The 13,820-nt window shown below is 66.6% G+C and carries 13 protein-coding genes; 3 read left to right on the forward strand and 10 right to left on the reverse strand.

Features of this window, described 5'->3' with window-relative positions:
* Positions 1 to 231: 231 nt before the first annotated feature.
* Positions 232 to 1,104, reverse strand: coding sequence for a sulfurtransferase (locus tag BJQ90_RS12765; RefSeq protein WP_226760628.1), 873 nt, complete (start codon positions 1,102 to 1,104; stop codon positions 232 to 234).
* 48 nt (positions 1,105 to 1,152) lie between these two features.
* On the opposite strand from BJQ90_RS12765, the gene BJQ90_RS12770 reads away from it, so the two are divergent.
* The gene (locus BJQ90_RS12770) at positions 1,153 to 2,316 is read left to right on the forward strand and encodes a PLP-dependent cysteine synthase family protein (RefSeq protein WP_319004633.1); all 1,164 of its coding nucleotides are present in this window, start codon (positions 1,153 to 1,155) and stop codon (positions 2,314 to 2,316) included.
* Between the two features lie 22 nt (positions 2,317 to 2,338).
* Here the strand turns inward: BJQ90_RS12770 and BJQ90_RS12775 are convergent, their stop codons facing one another.
* Positions 2,339 to 2,995: an MBL fold metallo-hydrolase gene (locus BJQ90_RS12775; RefSeq protein ID WP_226760629.1), complete on the reverse strand. Its 657-nt coding sequence runs from the start codon at positions 2,993 to 2,995 to the stop codon at positions 2,339 to 2,341.
* A 103-nt stretch (positions 2,996 to 3,098) separates the two neighbouring features.
* Between BJQ90_RS12775 and BJQ90_RS12780 the strand changes: the two genes are divergently transcribed.
* On the forward strand, positions 3,099 to 3,560 hold the full coding sequence (locus tag BJQ90_RS12780) for a Fur family transcriptional regulator (RefSeq protein ID WP_226760640.1): 462 nt from the start codon (positions 3,099 to 3,101) through the stop codon (positions 3,558 to 3,560).
* A 125-nt stretch (positions 3,561 to 3,685) separates the two neighbouring features.
* On the opposite strand, the gene BJQ90_RS12785 is transcribed toward BJQ90_RS12780, so the two are convergent.
* The 8 genes from BJQ90_RS12785 to BJQ90_RS12820 form a co-directional block, all read right to left on the reverse strand.
* Complete coding sequence (locus tag BJQ90_RS12785) at positions 3,686 to 5,311, reverse strand: MDR family MFS transporter (protein ID WP_226760630.1); 1,626 nt, start codon at positions 5,309 to 5,311, stop codon at positions 3,686 to 3,688.
* On the reverse strand, positions 5,308 to 5,937 hold the full coding sequence (locus BJQ90_RS12790) for a TetR/AcrR family transcriptional regulator (RefSeq protein WP_226760631.1): 630 nt from the start codon (positions 5,935 to 5,937) through the stop codon (positions 5,308 to 5,310). Before BJQ90_RS12790 ends, BJQ90_RS12785 begins: the two co-directional genes overlap by 4 nt.
* A gap of 84 nt (positions 5,938 to 6,021) precedes the next feature.
* Complete coding sequence (locus tag BJQ90_RS12795; protein ID WP_226760632.1) at positions 6,022 to 6,912, reverse strand: metal ABC transporter permease; 891 nt, start codon at positions 6,910 to 6,912, stop codon at positions 6,022 to 6,024.
* Positions 6,913 to 7,728, reverse strand: a complete 816-nt coding sequence (locus tag BJQ90_RS12800; protein ID WP_226760633.1) for a metal ABC transporter ATP-binding protein — start codon at positions 7,726 to 7,728, stop codon at positions 6,913 to 6,915.
* 166 nt (positions 7,729 to 7,894) lie between these two features.
* Positions 7,895 to 8,854 (reverse strand): metal ABC transporter solute-binding protein, Zn/Mn family, encoded by a 960-nt coding sequence (locus BJQ90_RS12805; protein ID WP_226760634.1) that lies wholly within the window; start codon positions 8,852 to 8,854, stop codon positions 7,895 to 7,897.
* 99 nt (positions 8,855 to 8,953) lie between these two features.
* A complete protein-coding gene (locus tag BJQ90_RS12810) occupies positions 8,954 to 10,021 on the reverse strand; it encodes a hemolysin family protein (protein WP_226760635.1) in 1,068 nt (355 codons plus the stop codon).
* Complete coding sequence (locus tag BJQ90_RS12815) at positions 10,018 to 11,355, reverse strand: hemolysin family protein (protein ID WP_226760636.1); 1,338 nt, start codon at positions 11,353 to 11,355, stop codon at positions 10,018 to 10,020. Before BJQ90_RS12815 ends, BJQ90_RS12810 begins: the two co-directional genes overlap by 4 nt.
* Before the next feature lie 344 nt (positions 11,356 to 11,699).
* Positions 11,700 to 13,199: a GuaB1 family IMP dehydrogenase-related protein gene (locus BJQ90_RS12820; protein WP_226760637.1), complete on the reverse strand. Its 1,500-nt coding sequence runs from the start codon at positions 13,197 to 13,199 to the stop codon at positions 11,700 to 11,702.
* A 358-nt stretch (positions 13,200 to 13,557) separates the two neighbouring features.
* Between BJQ90_RS12820 and BJQ90_RS12825 the strand changes: the two genes are divergently transcribed.
* Positions 13,558 to 13,820: 2-oxoglutarate dehydrogenase E1 subunit family protein (locus BJQ90_RS12825; protein WP_226760638.1), on the forward strand; the 263-nt coding region annotated here is incomplete at its 3' end.

Consider the following 13,820-nt stretch of genomic DNA (forward strand, 5'->3'; position numbering starts at 1 on the left):
CGCCCCGGACCCCGACACACCCTCGACATCACCACCCCCACCGGACACACCTACCAATCCACCGCACCACCACTGCCCGGAACACCGCAGGGAGCCAAACAGCCACCTGCGTCAACCCAGCTAGAACAGTCAACACGGTCAACGCAGTCAGCCGCCTAGCCCAGCTGGGCCGCGACTGGTGCCCCGCGGTTCAGGGAGTTCAGGGAGTTCAGGGAGTTCAGGGAGATTCAATTAGCTCGCAGCGGTGCCGTCCGGATACGGAGCAGCCCCGCTCACAACATCGTTCGAGGCGTTGTAAGACCATTCCGAGAACGACCCCGGATAGAGCGCCGCAGGGAATCCGGCGATTTCGAGGGCAGCAATTTCGTGGGCCGCCGTGACGCCGGAGCCGCAGTAAACAGCGGTCGGGAGGTCGGGGCGCACCCCGAGTCCGGTGAAGTGTTCGCGCAGCTTCTCGGCCGGCAGGAACCTGCCATCCGGGGCGAGGTTGACGGTGGTGGGGGCGCTGACAGCTCCCGGGATATGGCCGGCGCGGGAGTCCACCGGCTCGAACTCTCCGCGGTACCGCTCCCCCGCCCGGGCGTCGAGCAGCAGTCCCTGCTGGCCCCACGAGGCCGCCTGCCCGGCGTCGACCACGGGCATGGCACCGCCAGCCAGCACGACGTCCCCGGGCTGCGCCTGCCGTTCACCGCTTTCGAGGCCAAAGCCCGCGTGACGCCAGGCGGCCAGGCCGCCGTCGAGCAGGTACACCTCGGGAAGTCCGGCATTCCGCAGCATCCACCAGAGCCGGGCTGCTGCCAGATTCCCGCTGTCGTCGTAGGCCACCACAACGTCGCCGCTTCGGATGCCCCAGGCACGGGCGGAAGCCTGGAACTGCTCCAACGGCGGAAGCGGGTGCCGGCCCCGACTCGGGTCCGCGGCTCCGGCCAACTCCCGGGCGAGGTCCACGAAGACCGCCCCGGGAAGGTGTTCCGCGAGGTATTGTTCCCGGCCGTGCGGGTCCCCGAGCGCCCAGCGCACATCCAGCAACACCGTCCGACGTTCGGTTTTGCCGGCGCCGGCCAGCCGGTCCTTCAAGGTGGCTACATCCATGAGCGTCTGCATCCGCCAACTCTATCCAGGGGAATCTGCCGCCGCGGGTAGGCTGGTGCAGTGATCAGAGCACGACAGCAGGACCGGGTCTGGGCCGACGAGGCCATCCGCAGAATCAACGCAGAGAACAACAGGTCGGCGGACACCCACCTGTATTCCGTCCCGATTCCGGAGCACTGGGGCGTCCAGCTCTATCTCAAGGACGAGTCAACCCACCGGACCGGGAGCCTTAAGCACCGCCTGGCCCGGTCACTTTTCCTCTTTGGGCTGGTCAACGGCTGGATCCGCGAGGGCACCACCATCGTTGAAGCCTCCAGCGGCAGCACGGCCGTGTCGGAAGCCTACTTTGCCCAACTGCTGGGGCTGCCGTTCATTGCGGTGATGGCCCGGACCACCAGCCGGGAGAAGATCGCGCTGATCGAGAAGTTCGGCGGCTCGTGCCTGCTCGTGGACCACGCGTCGGAGGTCTACGAGGCCGCCGCGGAACTCGCACGGCGCACCAACGGCCACTACATGGACCAGTTTACCTACGCCGAACGGGCCACAGACTGGCGCGGCAACAACAACATCGCTGAATCCATCTTCGGCCAGCTTGCCCTGGAAGAGCACCCGATTCCCAGCTGGATTGTGGTGGGTGCCGGCACCGGCGGCACCAGTGCCACCATCGGGCGCTACCTCCGGTACCACCGCCACAACACCCAACTCGCCGTCGTGGATCCGGAAAACTCCGCGTTCTATCCTGGCTGGCTGGAAAGCCGCGGGGCTGCCACCGGCGGACTTCCAAGCGACAACCCGGAGACAGCCGCCCCGGCGCGGGGAACCGCTGTGGCCGCCGTCGAAGCTGTGGCCGCCGCTGGCCGCCCGTCGCGGATCGAGGGGATCGGCCGGGCGAGGCTCGAACCCAGCTTTGTCCCGGCCGTCATCGACCACATGATCCCGGTGCCGGACGGGGCGTCGGTGGCTGCGATGCGCCATCTGCACGATTACGCCGGACTGCAGGCGGGCCCGTCCACCGGCACCAACCTGTGGGGTGTCTGGCAGCTCATCGCCGAGATGATCGCCGAGGGGTGCCGCGGCAGCGTCGTGTCCCTGATATGCGACGGCGCCGACCGTTACGCCGGCAACTACTACAACCCGGACTGGCTGCAGACCCAAGGCCTGGATCCCGCACCGCACGAAGAGACCCTCCGGCAGTTCTTCGCCAGCGGGACCTGGCCGTCCTAGCCGTCGCGAGGCTTCCGGGCTCCTAGACCTCGACGCTGTCCCCGCTCGAGAGGTGCCGGTATTCCGTGCCGTACTTGGCGCCGAACTGCGTCACGTGCCCTTCCACCAGCCGGCGCCCGCTCTCGTTGAGCAGTGCGTCATGGATCGGGAAGGCCTTAGGGGCGCGGACACCGATAACAAAGTCGATTACCTCCCCCACCTTGCTCCAGGGTGCGTGGATCGGCACCAGCAGCGTCCGGACATCCACGCCGTCGGGCACGGTGAAGGAATCTCCGGGGTGGTAGACGTTGGAGTCCACGAAGTAGCCGATATTGGCCACCACCGGAATCTGCGGATGGATCAGCGCGTGCTGTCCCCCGAAACTCCGGATGGAGAACCCGGCGGCCTCGAAGTCCTCGCCGGGGGCCACGGTGTGGATCCGGGGCCCGGCGCCGGGCGCCTTGTCCCGCAGCTGCGCCGCGACTCCCGCCGGCGCGAAGAGCTGCTGGGCAGTGGCGGCCTCCAGGGCCGCGGTGACGGCGTCGACGTCAACGTGGTCGGCATGTTCGTGGGTGATCAGCACGGCGTCGGCGCCGGCGAGGGCCTGGTCCGTCTCGGAGAAGTTACCCGGGTCGAAGACCAGCACCCTCCCGTCCTTCTCGAGCCGGACACAGGCATGGGTGAACTTCGTCAGCAACATCTGGCCAGCCTAGGGTTCCTCCCCGGCGGTGTCCACGTGCCCGGCTGGTAATCTGGGTACCTTGCCACCACCCGTACGAAACCCCAGCGAAGCGAGTTCCACGATGTCCCAGGGCGCCCCAGCCGACGGCAGCCGGACGACGGCGCCTGCCCCCGCCGCGGCCAAAGAGCAGCGTGTCACGAAGCAGCGCCTCGCGGTCAGCGCGGTGCTGGACGAACTGACGGACTTCGTCAGCACGCAGGAGCTGCACCGCATTCTCCAGGACCGCGGCACGTCGGTGTCCCTCGCCACCTCCTACCGGATCCTGCAGTCCCTCGCGGATGAGGGCCAGGTGGACGTGCTGAGGAATGCCGACGGCGAGGCCGTCTACCGGCGCTGCGCGGTCACCGGCCACCACCACCATCTGCTGTGCCGCAGCTGCGGCAAGGCCGTCGAGGTCGAGGCGCCCGCGGTCGAAGCGTGGGCGGCCAGGACCGCGACCGAGCACGGCTTCACCGCGGTGGAACACACCGTCGAGATTTTCGGGCTCTGCCCGGATTGCACGGCCCGGAACACTGGCCACTAGGCTACTAGCTACCGGCCTCCGGCCAATGCCTTCGGTCGCTAGCCACCGGCCACCAGCCAAAAGAAGACACCGCGTACAGGTTGCAGTCACTGCAACCCGCACGCGGTGTCTTTGGTTGTCGCTGGTTACTTCCGCGACCCGGCGGCCGGAGCAAGAGCCTCGTCCTCGGCGTCGTCGGCCGTGATCAGGATGTTGCCCTCCGAAATGGACTCGGACAGAACGTCGTGCTCGATTGCGGTGGCCAGCGGCTTGGGCTTGATGAAGCACATCAGCACGGCGGCCGCCAATGCGAGCGGAACCATCCAGATGAAGATGGGGGTCAGCGCGTCGTTGTAGGAGGAGATGATGGCCTCCTTGATCGGCGCGGGCAAGTGGCTGACCAGCGCGGGGGTCAATGAGTTCGACCCTCCGGGCGCGCCGCCGCCTGCGGCCGCGGCCGGCAGGCGCTCGGTGAGCAACTCGGCCAGCCGGCTCGCGAAGAGGCTTCCGACCACTGCGGAACCAAGGGTGGCGCCGATCTGCCGGAAGAAGTTGTTCGACGCCGTTGCGGTGCCGACTTCGCGAAGCGGGAAGGAGTTCTGCACGATGAGCACCATGATCTGCATGCTCAGGCCCAGCCCCAGGCCCATCACGGCCAGGTAGGCACAAATTTCCCAGAGGGGTGCTTCCGGCTTGAGCGTGGAAAGCAGCACGAGGGCGATGGCGACCAGCACGCCACCCGCGATCGGCATCCATTTGTAGCGGCCGGTCCGGCTGACCAGCTGTCCGGAAACCACCGAGGCAACCAGCAGGGCGCCCATCATCGGGATCATGAGCAGCCCGGATTCGGTGGCGTTGACACTGAAGGCCATCTGGAGGTAGGTCGGCAGGTAGCCGATGGCGCCGAACATGGCCACGCCGATCAGCAGGCCGGCGATCGTTGCAAGATTGAAGTTGCGGTCCTTGAACAGGTGCAGCGGAATGATCGGCTCGGCCGTCCGGCGCTCCACCAGGACGAAGGCCACCCCGCTGAGGACCGTGCCGGCGATCAGTCCGAGGATGATCGGGTCGCTCCATTCGTACTTGCCGCCGCCCCAGGTCGCGAACAGCACGAGGCACGTTGTTGCGATGGCGAGCAGCACCATTCCGCCGAGGTCCAGGCGCGGTTTGCCATGGTGCTTGGGCAGCTTCAGGAAGAACACGGCTCCGGCCAGCGCCAGCAGGCCCAGCGGGATGTTGATCCAGAACACCCAGCGCCAGCCGGGTCCTTCGGTGAACCAGCCGCCCAGCAGCGGACCGGCCACGGAGGCAATGGCGAAAACGCCACCCATCATGCCCATGTACTTACCGCGTTCGCGGGGCGGAACGACGTCGGCAATGACGGCCTGCGACAGGATCATCAGGCCGCCGCCGCCAAGGCCCTGGACGACGCGGGCTGTGATCAGCACAGCCATGTCGTTCGCCAGGCCGCCGATGACGGACCCGATCATAAACAGGATAATGGCGCCCATCAGCAGGGCTTTGCGTCCCATCAGGTCGCCCAGTTTGCCGTAGATGGGCATGGTGATGGTGGAGGCGAGGATGAAGGCGGTGATGACCCAGAGCATATCGCTGACTCCGTGGAGTTCGCCGACGATCGTGGGCAGTGCCGTGCTGAGCACGGTCTGGTTCAGTGCGGCCAGAAGCATCGAGAGCATGAGGCCCACGAAGAGCAGCACCATGTGCTGCTTTCCTTCGGCCGGTCCCGCGGCGGGGACGGCTTGCTTGGTCATGAAATTTTCCTTAGTAAATCGTGCAGCAGGGTCAACGACGGTCCGAGGGTCTCCGCGGAGATTCCCTCGACCGGGTCGAAGTCAGCTGAAGTGAGATTGAAGCGGATGGGAACACCGGCGATCATGACCAGCATCCGCGCGGCTTCCTCCGGGCCGAAGCCTTCGACGCCGGCGGCCCACACGGGATCCTGCGCCAGCAGGCCTGAGATGCCTTGGGAGACGAGCCGCTCGGCCTTGACCATGTAGTCCATATGGCGGCGGGCCAGATTGGGATACCGGGCAATCAGTTGGCGGCGCCGGGCACGGTCGGTGCCGCCGATCGCAGTCCAGGCAACGGTCACCAGGAGGCGCGAGATCTGCCCCACCAGATCATCCGCCGTGACGGAGATGCGGGACAGCTGCGCCGGATCCAGGACCGGTTCACGCAGCCCCAGTATGGCGTCTTCCTTCACATGGAAATAGTTGAAGAACGTCCGCGGCGAGACGCCGGCGCTGGCGGCGATGGCCTCGACCGTGGTCTCGTCAACGCCGCGATCAAGGGCAAGCGATGCGGCCGATTCATGAAGCGCTCCCCACGTCTCAGCCTTCTTGCGCTCACGCAGGGGCAGCGGAGCAACAGTAGTCATGCTTTGAATAATTGCACGACTGCAATGATTGCGCAAATGCATACTTGCAGTGATGCATGTTTGCTGCAGTGCGACGCCCGCGGCTCAGGCCGCCGGCACCGCCGCACCGCGCAGAACCCGGCCGTTCATGCCGCGCCTGGCCCGGACCCCGCCGATCATCCGGCACACAACGTAGATCAGGAACGACAGCGTGGTCACATACGGGCTGATCGGGATCCTGCCGCCGAGGGCCAGCAGGATCCCGCCGACGGTGGCCGCCATGGCGAACACCACACTGAGAATCACCACCAGCCGGGGTGAGGACGTCACCCGCATGGCCGCCGCCGCGGGGGTGATCAGCAGCGCGAGCACCAGAAGGGCGCCAACAATCTGGATGGAGAGGGCCACGCTGACGCCGAGCAGCAGCATGAACCCGATGGCCAGTGCCCGCACGGGCACGCCGCGGGCCGACGCGACGTCGGGGTCCACGCTGGCGAACGTCAGCGGACGCCAGATGGCCACCAGGGCAATCATCACCACGACGGCGGCGACCGCGAGCACCTGCAGCTGGACGGTCCCGACGGAGACAATCTGGCCGGTGAGCAGGCCGAATTTGTTGGCGGCGCGCCCCTCATACAGGGAGAGGAACAGGATACCCAGGCCCAGCCCGAAGGGCATGATGACGCCGATGATCGAGTTCTTGTCCCGGGCGCGGACGCCGAGCAGACCCAGCAGCAGCGCCGCCACGACGGATCCCACCAGGGAGCCCAGGACAATGTCTGCCCCGATCAGGAGGGCAAAGGCAGCGCCGGCAAACGAAAGTTCGGAGATGCCGTGCACGGCAAAGGCCAGGTCCCGCTTCATCACGAACGTTCCCATCAGCCCGCCCAGCAGGCCGAGGACCGCGCCGGCCCACAGGGAATTCTGGACCAGGGCGAGCAGTTCGCCGTAGTTTTCGAAGTTGAAGATTGAATTGAACAGGCTGTCCAGGTCCATCTAGCCCACCTCCCCCGCCACGACGTGGGCGTCCTCGTGGTGATGGGTGGCGGCGTCGGGCAGTCCGACGACGATCAGCCGTCCGTTCGCGTGGAGCACTTCGACATGGCTGTCGTAGAGATCGGACAGCACCTCGGTGGTCATGACTTCCTCCGGCGGGCCAACCCGGAAGCGTCCGCCGGCCAGGTACAGCACCCGGTCCACGTAATCCATGATCGGGTTGATCTCGTGCGTGACGAACACCACGGCACTGTCCCGGTCGTGGCACTGCTTGTTGATCAGGGCGCTGACTGCCTGCTGGTGCTGCAGGTCAAGGGACAGCAGGGGTTCGTCGCAAAGCAGCACCTTGGGGTCGGTGGCCAGCGCCTGCGCCACCCGCAACCGCTGTTGCTCGCCGCCGGAAAGCTGGCCGACGGGGACCTTCGCGTAGTCGGCGGCTCCCACCTGGTCGAGCAGCTCATCGATTCTGCGGTTCACTTTCGCGGCGCCGAGCCGGATTCCCCAGCGGTGGCCGTCGACACCCAGCCCCACGAGATCGCGGGCGCGCAGGGGGGTATCCGGGTCGAATGACTTCTGCTGCGGAACATAGCCGATCCCCCGGCTGCCGCGCTCCACGGGCCGCCCCGCGAGCGTGGCCGAGCCGGAGCTCAGTTCCTGCAGTCCAAGCAGGACCTTGAGGAACGTCGTTTTGCCACTGCCATTGGGACCTAGGACTGCGAAGAATTCACCCGGGTTGATGTCCAGGTCCAGGCCCTCCCACAAAGTCCGTTTGCCGAACGCGAGGGAGGCTCCACGGAGGCTCACTACGGGTGTCACTTTGGATTTCCTCGAATTCTGCGCGGGCCCTCGGCCCGCGCCTTCTGCCTGGCTCTCCGCCTGGCTGGCTGGCCATGCGGCCTGGTCACGCTGTCCCGATTATCTTAGGCCCGGCGCTCGTGCGCCGGGCGGACATCGGCGATCTTGTCGGTGGGATGGTGCAGTCTTAGGCCAGGGCCTTGCCGATGTTGTCGACATTGTCAGCCATCCACTGGAGGTAGGACTTGCCGTCGGGAAGGGTCTCGCTGAAGTTCACCACCGGAACCCCGGCAGCTGCCGCCGCATTCTTGACGGCGATCGTTTGCGGGCCTTCGGTTTGCGGGTTGTAGGCCAGCAGCCTGATGCTGCCCGACGCCATGAGGTCGGTGGCGGCCTTGAGGACGGCGGGCGGCACATCGGTGTCTTCTTCGATCGCGGCGGTGTACCCGTCCGGGGTCTGGTTTTTCAGGCCGGCGGCATCGAGCAGATAGAGCGGCACGGGTTCCGTCACGGCGACGGACGCCCCGCCGGCGGACGCCCTGATTCCCGCCAGCTTCGCTTCGAGGCCGCCGAGCGAATCCTTGAACGCCGCCGCGTTGCTGCGGAAGTTCCCGGCGGACGACGGCTCAAGTTCACTGAGCTTGGCCGCGACGGCGTCAGCCAGGCGCCCCATGGCGGGCAGGCTGTACCAGACGTGCTCGTTGAAGCCGGCGTGGCCGTGGGCGTGCCCGTCGGCGTTGGGGGCGGACGGACCGGCAGTTCCTTCCGGAGCCAGCCCGGAGAGTTCCACGGCATTCAGGACCCTGCCGTGGTCCAGACCCGTGTCGTCTGCGAGCTTGTGGATGAAATCGTCATAGCCGCCGCCGTTCTCCACCACCAGCTCGGCCTTGGAAACCGCCAGCTTGTCCTGCGTGGTCGCCTCGTAGGAGTGCGGGTCCTGGCTGGTGCGCGTGATGATGGAGCTGACTTTCACCTTGTCCCCGCCGATGGCGGCCACGATGTTCCCGTAAACGCTGGTGGAGGCCACAACGTCCACAGTTCCGTCGCTGCTCCCCTGCGGGTTCCCCGATGTCGGTGCGCAGGCCGTCAGGAGCACGCTCAGGCCGGCAAGAGCGGCGACGATGGAACGGGCAGCAGGACGACGCACGGGAGACCTCGGATCTGTTATTGAGAATCAGGAGCAATAGCAATAGCTCCGAGTGTATCCCTAAATAGGAATGATTCCTATTTAGGGATACACCTCACGTTACTGCTGGTCCTGGCCGAGCCTCCGGTAACCGGTGGCCTGGGTGGCGTCCCTGATCTCCCCGACGAGTTCCTCGATAACATCCTCCAGGAACAGCACGCCCTGGGTTTTTCCGTCCGGGCCGATGACACGGGCCAGGTGCGAGCCGGTCCGCTGCATCACGGACATGGCTTTCTCGACCTCGTCATCCATGGACAGGTTCGCCAGGGACCGGATGTGGCTTTCGGCGATCGGCTGGTGGTAGGCCGCGTCCGGGATGGACAGCACGTCCTTGATGTGGAGGTAGCCGGAGAGCATCCCGTCCTCGTCCAGCATCGGGAAGCGTGAGAACCCGGTGCGGCTCACGGCCTTTTCGAACTCCACCGGGGTGGTGGCCGACTTCAGCATCACGAGCTTGTCCAGCGGGACCATGACCCGGGAGGCGGTATGTTCCGAGAATTCGAGTGCACCGGTGATCAGGCCGGCGTCGTCGTCCACGAGCCCGTGGCGGGTCGATTCCTGCACGATCGACTGCACTTCCTCCAGGGTAAAGGAGGACGTGACCTCATCCTTGGGCTCGATCCGCATCAGTTTCAGGATGTGGTTCGCGGACCAGTTGAGGGCAACAATCACCGGCTTCACCGCGCGGGCGATGAACATCAGCGGCGGCGCCAGCAGCAGGGCTGCCTTGTCCGCAACGGACACCGAGATGTTCTTCGGAACCATCTCGCCAATGGTGACGTGCAGGAACGTGACCACCAGCAGCGCGACGGCGAACGCCGCAATGTTTGCTATTTCCACCGGAATGCCAACCGCTTCCAGCGGCACCACCATCAAATGATGGATGGCCGGTTCGGCGACCTGCAGGATCAGCAGCGAGCAGACGGTGATGCCCAGCTGGGCGCAGGCCAGCATCAGGGAGACGTTTTCCATCGCGCGCAAGGTGGTTTGCGCACGCATGGAGCCCGCCTCGGCGAGGGGCTCAATCTGGCTCCGGCGCGCGGACATGACGGCGAACTCGGCGGCCACGAAGAAGGCGTTACCGATCAGCAGTACCACCAGCCAGAGAATTCCTACCCAGTCGCTCATTCGGCACCATCCTCGGCGGCGGCGCGGCTTTCGCCGGGGACACGGACGGGCCGGAAGCAGATCCGGTCGATCCTGCGCCCGTCCATGCGGGTGACACTCAGGGTCCCGCCGCCGACGTCGACCGTGTCTCCCACGGAAGCAATCCGGCCCAGCTGGCTCATAACGTAGCCTCCGACCGTTTCGTAGGCAGACTCGTCGGGAACGGTTAGTCCCGGGATCTGCTCGGAGAGTTCATCGGGGCGCAGCAGGCCGGGAAAATACCAGTCCCCCGAGGCGCTCTGCAGCAGCCCCGGCCGGACCTTGTCGTGTTCATCGGCCACTTCCCCGACAATTTCCTCCACCAGATCCTCCAGGGTGGCGATGCCGGCGGTTCCGCCGTACTCATCCAGGACCACGGCCAGTTGCAGATTGCCTTCGCGCAATTCCGCCAGCAGGGCGTCCAGGTGGATGGTTTCCGGAACCCGGAGCACATCCGTCATGATGGCACCGGCCTCCAGCTTGGCGCGCCGGTCCGAGGGAACGGCGATGGCCTTCTTGATGTGCACCACTCCGCGGATGTCGTCCGAGGATTCGCCGATGACCGGGAACCGCGAATAGCCGGTGCGGCGTGCCGCCTCCACAATGTCGGACACCGGCTGGTGGCCGTCGATGGTCTCGACCCGGATGCGGGGCGTCATGACGTCTGCCGCCGTCCGGCCCGAGAACTTGAGCGTCCGGGCGATGAAGTTGGCGGTGCCGGCGTCCAGGGTTCCCATCGCCGCCGAGCGGCGCACGAGGGAGGCCAGTTCGGCCGGCGTCCGCGCACCGGAGATCTCTTCCTTGGCCTCCAGCCCGAAGATATTGAGCACCTTGTTGGAGAAGCCGTTGAGCACCACGATGGCCGGTTTGAAGATGGCCGTGAAGACCAGCTGCGGGCCGGCCAGCGCCCTGCCGACCTGGAACGACAGCGCAATGGCCATGTTCTTGGGCACCAGCTCGCCGATCAGCATGGACAGGAGCGTGGCGAAGGCCATCGCCAGGATCAGCGACACGGAGGTCACGGCGGCTTCCGGCATACCCAGGGCGCCCAGCGGGCCCTCAAGCAGTTTGCCGACCGACGGCTCCATCACGTAGCCCGTGAGCAGGGTCGTGATGGTGATGCCCAGCTGGCAGCTGGAAAGCTGGGTGGACAGGGACTTGAGGCATTTGAGCAGGGGCACGGCGGCAGTGTCGCCGTCGTCCACGGCCCGCTGGACGGTGGCCTGGTCAAGGGCAACGAGGGAGAATTCAACGGCGACGAAGAAGCCCGTTCCCAGGATGAGCAGCAGTCCTGCTCCGAGAAGTAGCCACTCCATTTAGCGGCCTGCTTCCGGGCCAGCGGTGCGGCGTGGAACCCGGATACCGGGGAACCGCACGGCTGCGGGGTGGAACAGTCCGCCCGGCGGAGGATGGTCGGCCGCGGCCGACCCTGATTCCTGAAAGGCTCCGGACTGGTGTGTCGCCGGAGAATGATGGGCACGTGAACGGGGTTTGCCGGCTCTTCGGGTGGACTGCGCGGTAACGGTTTCCGTTCCCCGCTGACAGCCCCCAGGCCGGCACCTAGATTTACTGTCCATAAGGAGTTCAGTCTACAGGAGCAGCCGCCGCGGTCCGGCGCCGGGTGACGCCCGACGCCGGCCGTGTCCGCCCGCGGCGCGACTCACCAGCTCTGCGGGACCGGACGGCCTTCCTCGTAGCCGGCCGCGGACTGGATCCCGGCCACCGCACGTTCCCGGAACGATGCAAGGTCGGCCGCCCCTGCATAGCTCATGGAACTGCGGAGCCCGGCGGTGATCATGTCCAGCAGGTCCTCGACGCCGGGCCGCGCCGGATCGATGAACATCCGTGACGTGGAGATGCCTTCCTCGAAGAGGGCCTTGCGGTCCTTCTCGAAGGCGCCCTCGCGCTGGTTCCGGTTCTGCACGGCCCGGGCGGACGCCATGCCGAAGCTTTCCTTGAACATCCGGCCGCCGGCGTCCTGCTGCAGGTCCCCGGGGCTCTCGTGCGTGCCGGCGAACCAGGATCCGATCATGACCTGGCTGGCGCCGGCAGCCAGGGCAAGCGCCACGTCGCGCGGGTAGCGGACGCCGCCGTCGGCCCAGACGCGCCCGCCGGCAGCCCGCGCGGCGGCCGAGCACTCCAGCACGGCAGAGAACTGCGGCCGGCCCACGGCCGTCATCATGCGCGTCGTGCACATGGCCCCGGGGCCCACCCCGACCTTGACGATGTCCGCTCCGGCCTGGATGAGTTCGCGGGTCGCCTCGGCGGTGACCACGTTGCCTGCCACCACGGGCACGCCGGGGTTGAGGCCCTTTACGGCGGCCAGGGCATCAAACATCTTCCGCTGGTGGCCGTGCGCGGTATCGAGGACCAGCACGTTGACCCCGGCAGCGAGGAGTTCCGCAGCCCGCCCGGCGACGTCGCCGTTGATCCCGACGGCGGCGGCCACCTTGAGCCTGCCGGAAGCGTCCAGCGAGGGCCGGTACAGCGTCGAGCGCAGGGCCCCCTTCCGGGTGAGGACTCCGGCCAGGACGCCATCGCGCTGCACCGGCGCAATGTCGGTCCCGGCAGCGTCCATTGCGTCAAAGGCGCGGCGCAGGCCGGCGCTTGATCCGCCGGCGGCCCCGGTTCCGGACCCGCCGTCGGTGCTGCCGTCGGTGCTGCCGTCGAGCAGGGAAGCGTCAAGCACCAGCGGCTGGTGGCGCATCACCGTGGCGAGCGAGGCGAAGCGGTCCTGGCCCTCGCAGTCCGCGGCCCGGAGGATGCCGGTCACGGCACCCGCGTCATCCACGACCATGATGGCCCCGTGCGGACGCTTGCCCATCAGGTGCAGGGCGTCGATGACGGTGTCGGCCGGCGAGAGGGTGACCGGTGTTTCCAGGACGGGGTGGCGGGTCTTGATCCAGGCCGTCACGTCGCGGATCACGTCGAGGGGGACATCCTGCGGCAGCACCGCCAGTCCCCCGCGCCGGGCCATGGTCTCGGCCATCCGTTTGCCGGTCACCGCCGTCATGTTGGCCGCCACCAGGGGAATCACGGAACCCGTTCCGTCGTCCGCTGCCAGGTCCACATCCAGGCGGGAGGTGACGTCGGAACGGGACGGTACGAGAAAGAGGTCCGAATAGGTCAGGTCGGTGGTGGGCTCGGTCAGGAAACGCACGGCTGCTCCTTAGGTAGGCATTCCGGTGTTTAACGGGTTCTCCGTGCGAGTCTAGCGAGGCTTCCACGGACTGCGGCACCCGCCCGACCCGGCCACGAGCCGGCGTTCTGCTGCCCTTCCGGTGCAGTTCTGCTGTCGTTCCGCTGCCTGCGGGGAGGCCTCCGGGGGCCCGATGGGGTGCCGTCACGACGCTTTCAGCCGACTCGATGATTTGAGTCACCCTTATTGGCGGTTTGGCAAGAATCGTCACTAGACTGGCAGAGGTCTGGGTTCACTGGACGCGGAGACTGGTTCAATCGTCGTGCTGAGGCACCGTGAAGCCAGTGGGAATCAAACTCATGGAAGAGGCGTAATTCAAGTGCCAGAGCAGCCTAGCCACCGTCTACCAGAGGAATTTGGCGGAAACGAGTGGCTCGTTGACGAACTGTACGAGCGTTATCAGCAGGACAAGAACACCGTGGATGCCAAGTGGTGGCCTTTGTTCGAATCCTTCGACGCCGGAGACAGTTCCTCCACCAACGGAGCCTCAGGCGCAGCGACAGTTGCGCACCCCACCCGCGAACTTCCCGTTGTAGCCCCGGCTGCCGCGTCGGCAGCCGGGGCTACAACGGGAAGTTCGCG

This window comes from Arthrobacter sp. SO3 (genome assembly GCF_020532825.1).
Classification (GTDB): Bacteria; Actinomycetota; Actinomycetes; order Actinomycetales; family Micrococcaceae; genus Arthrobacter.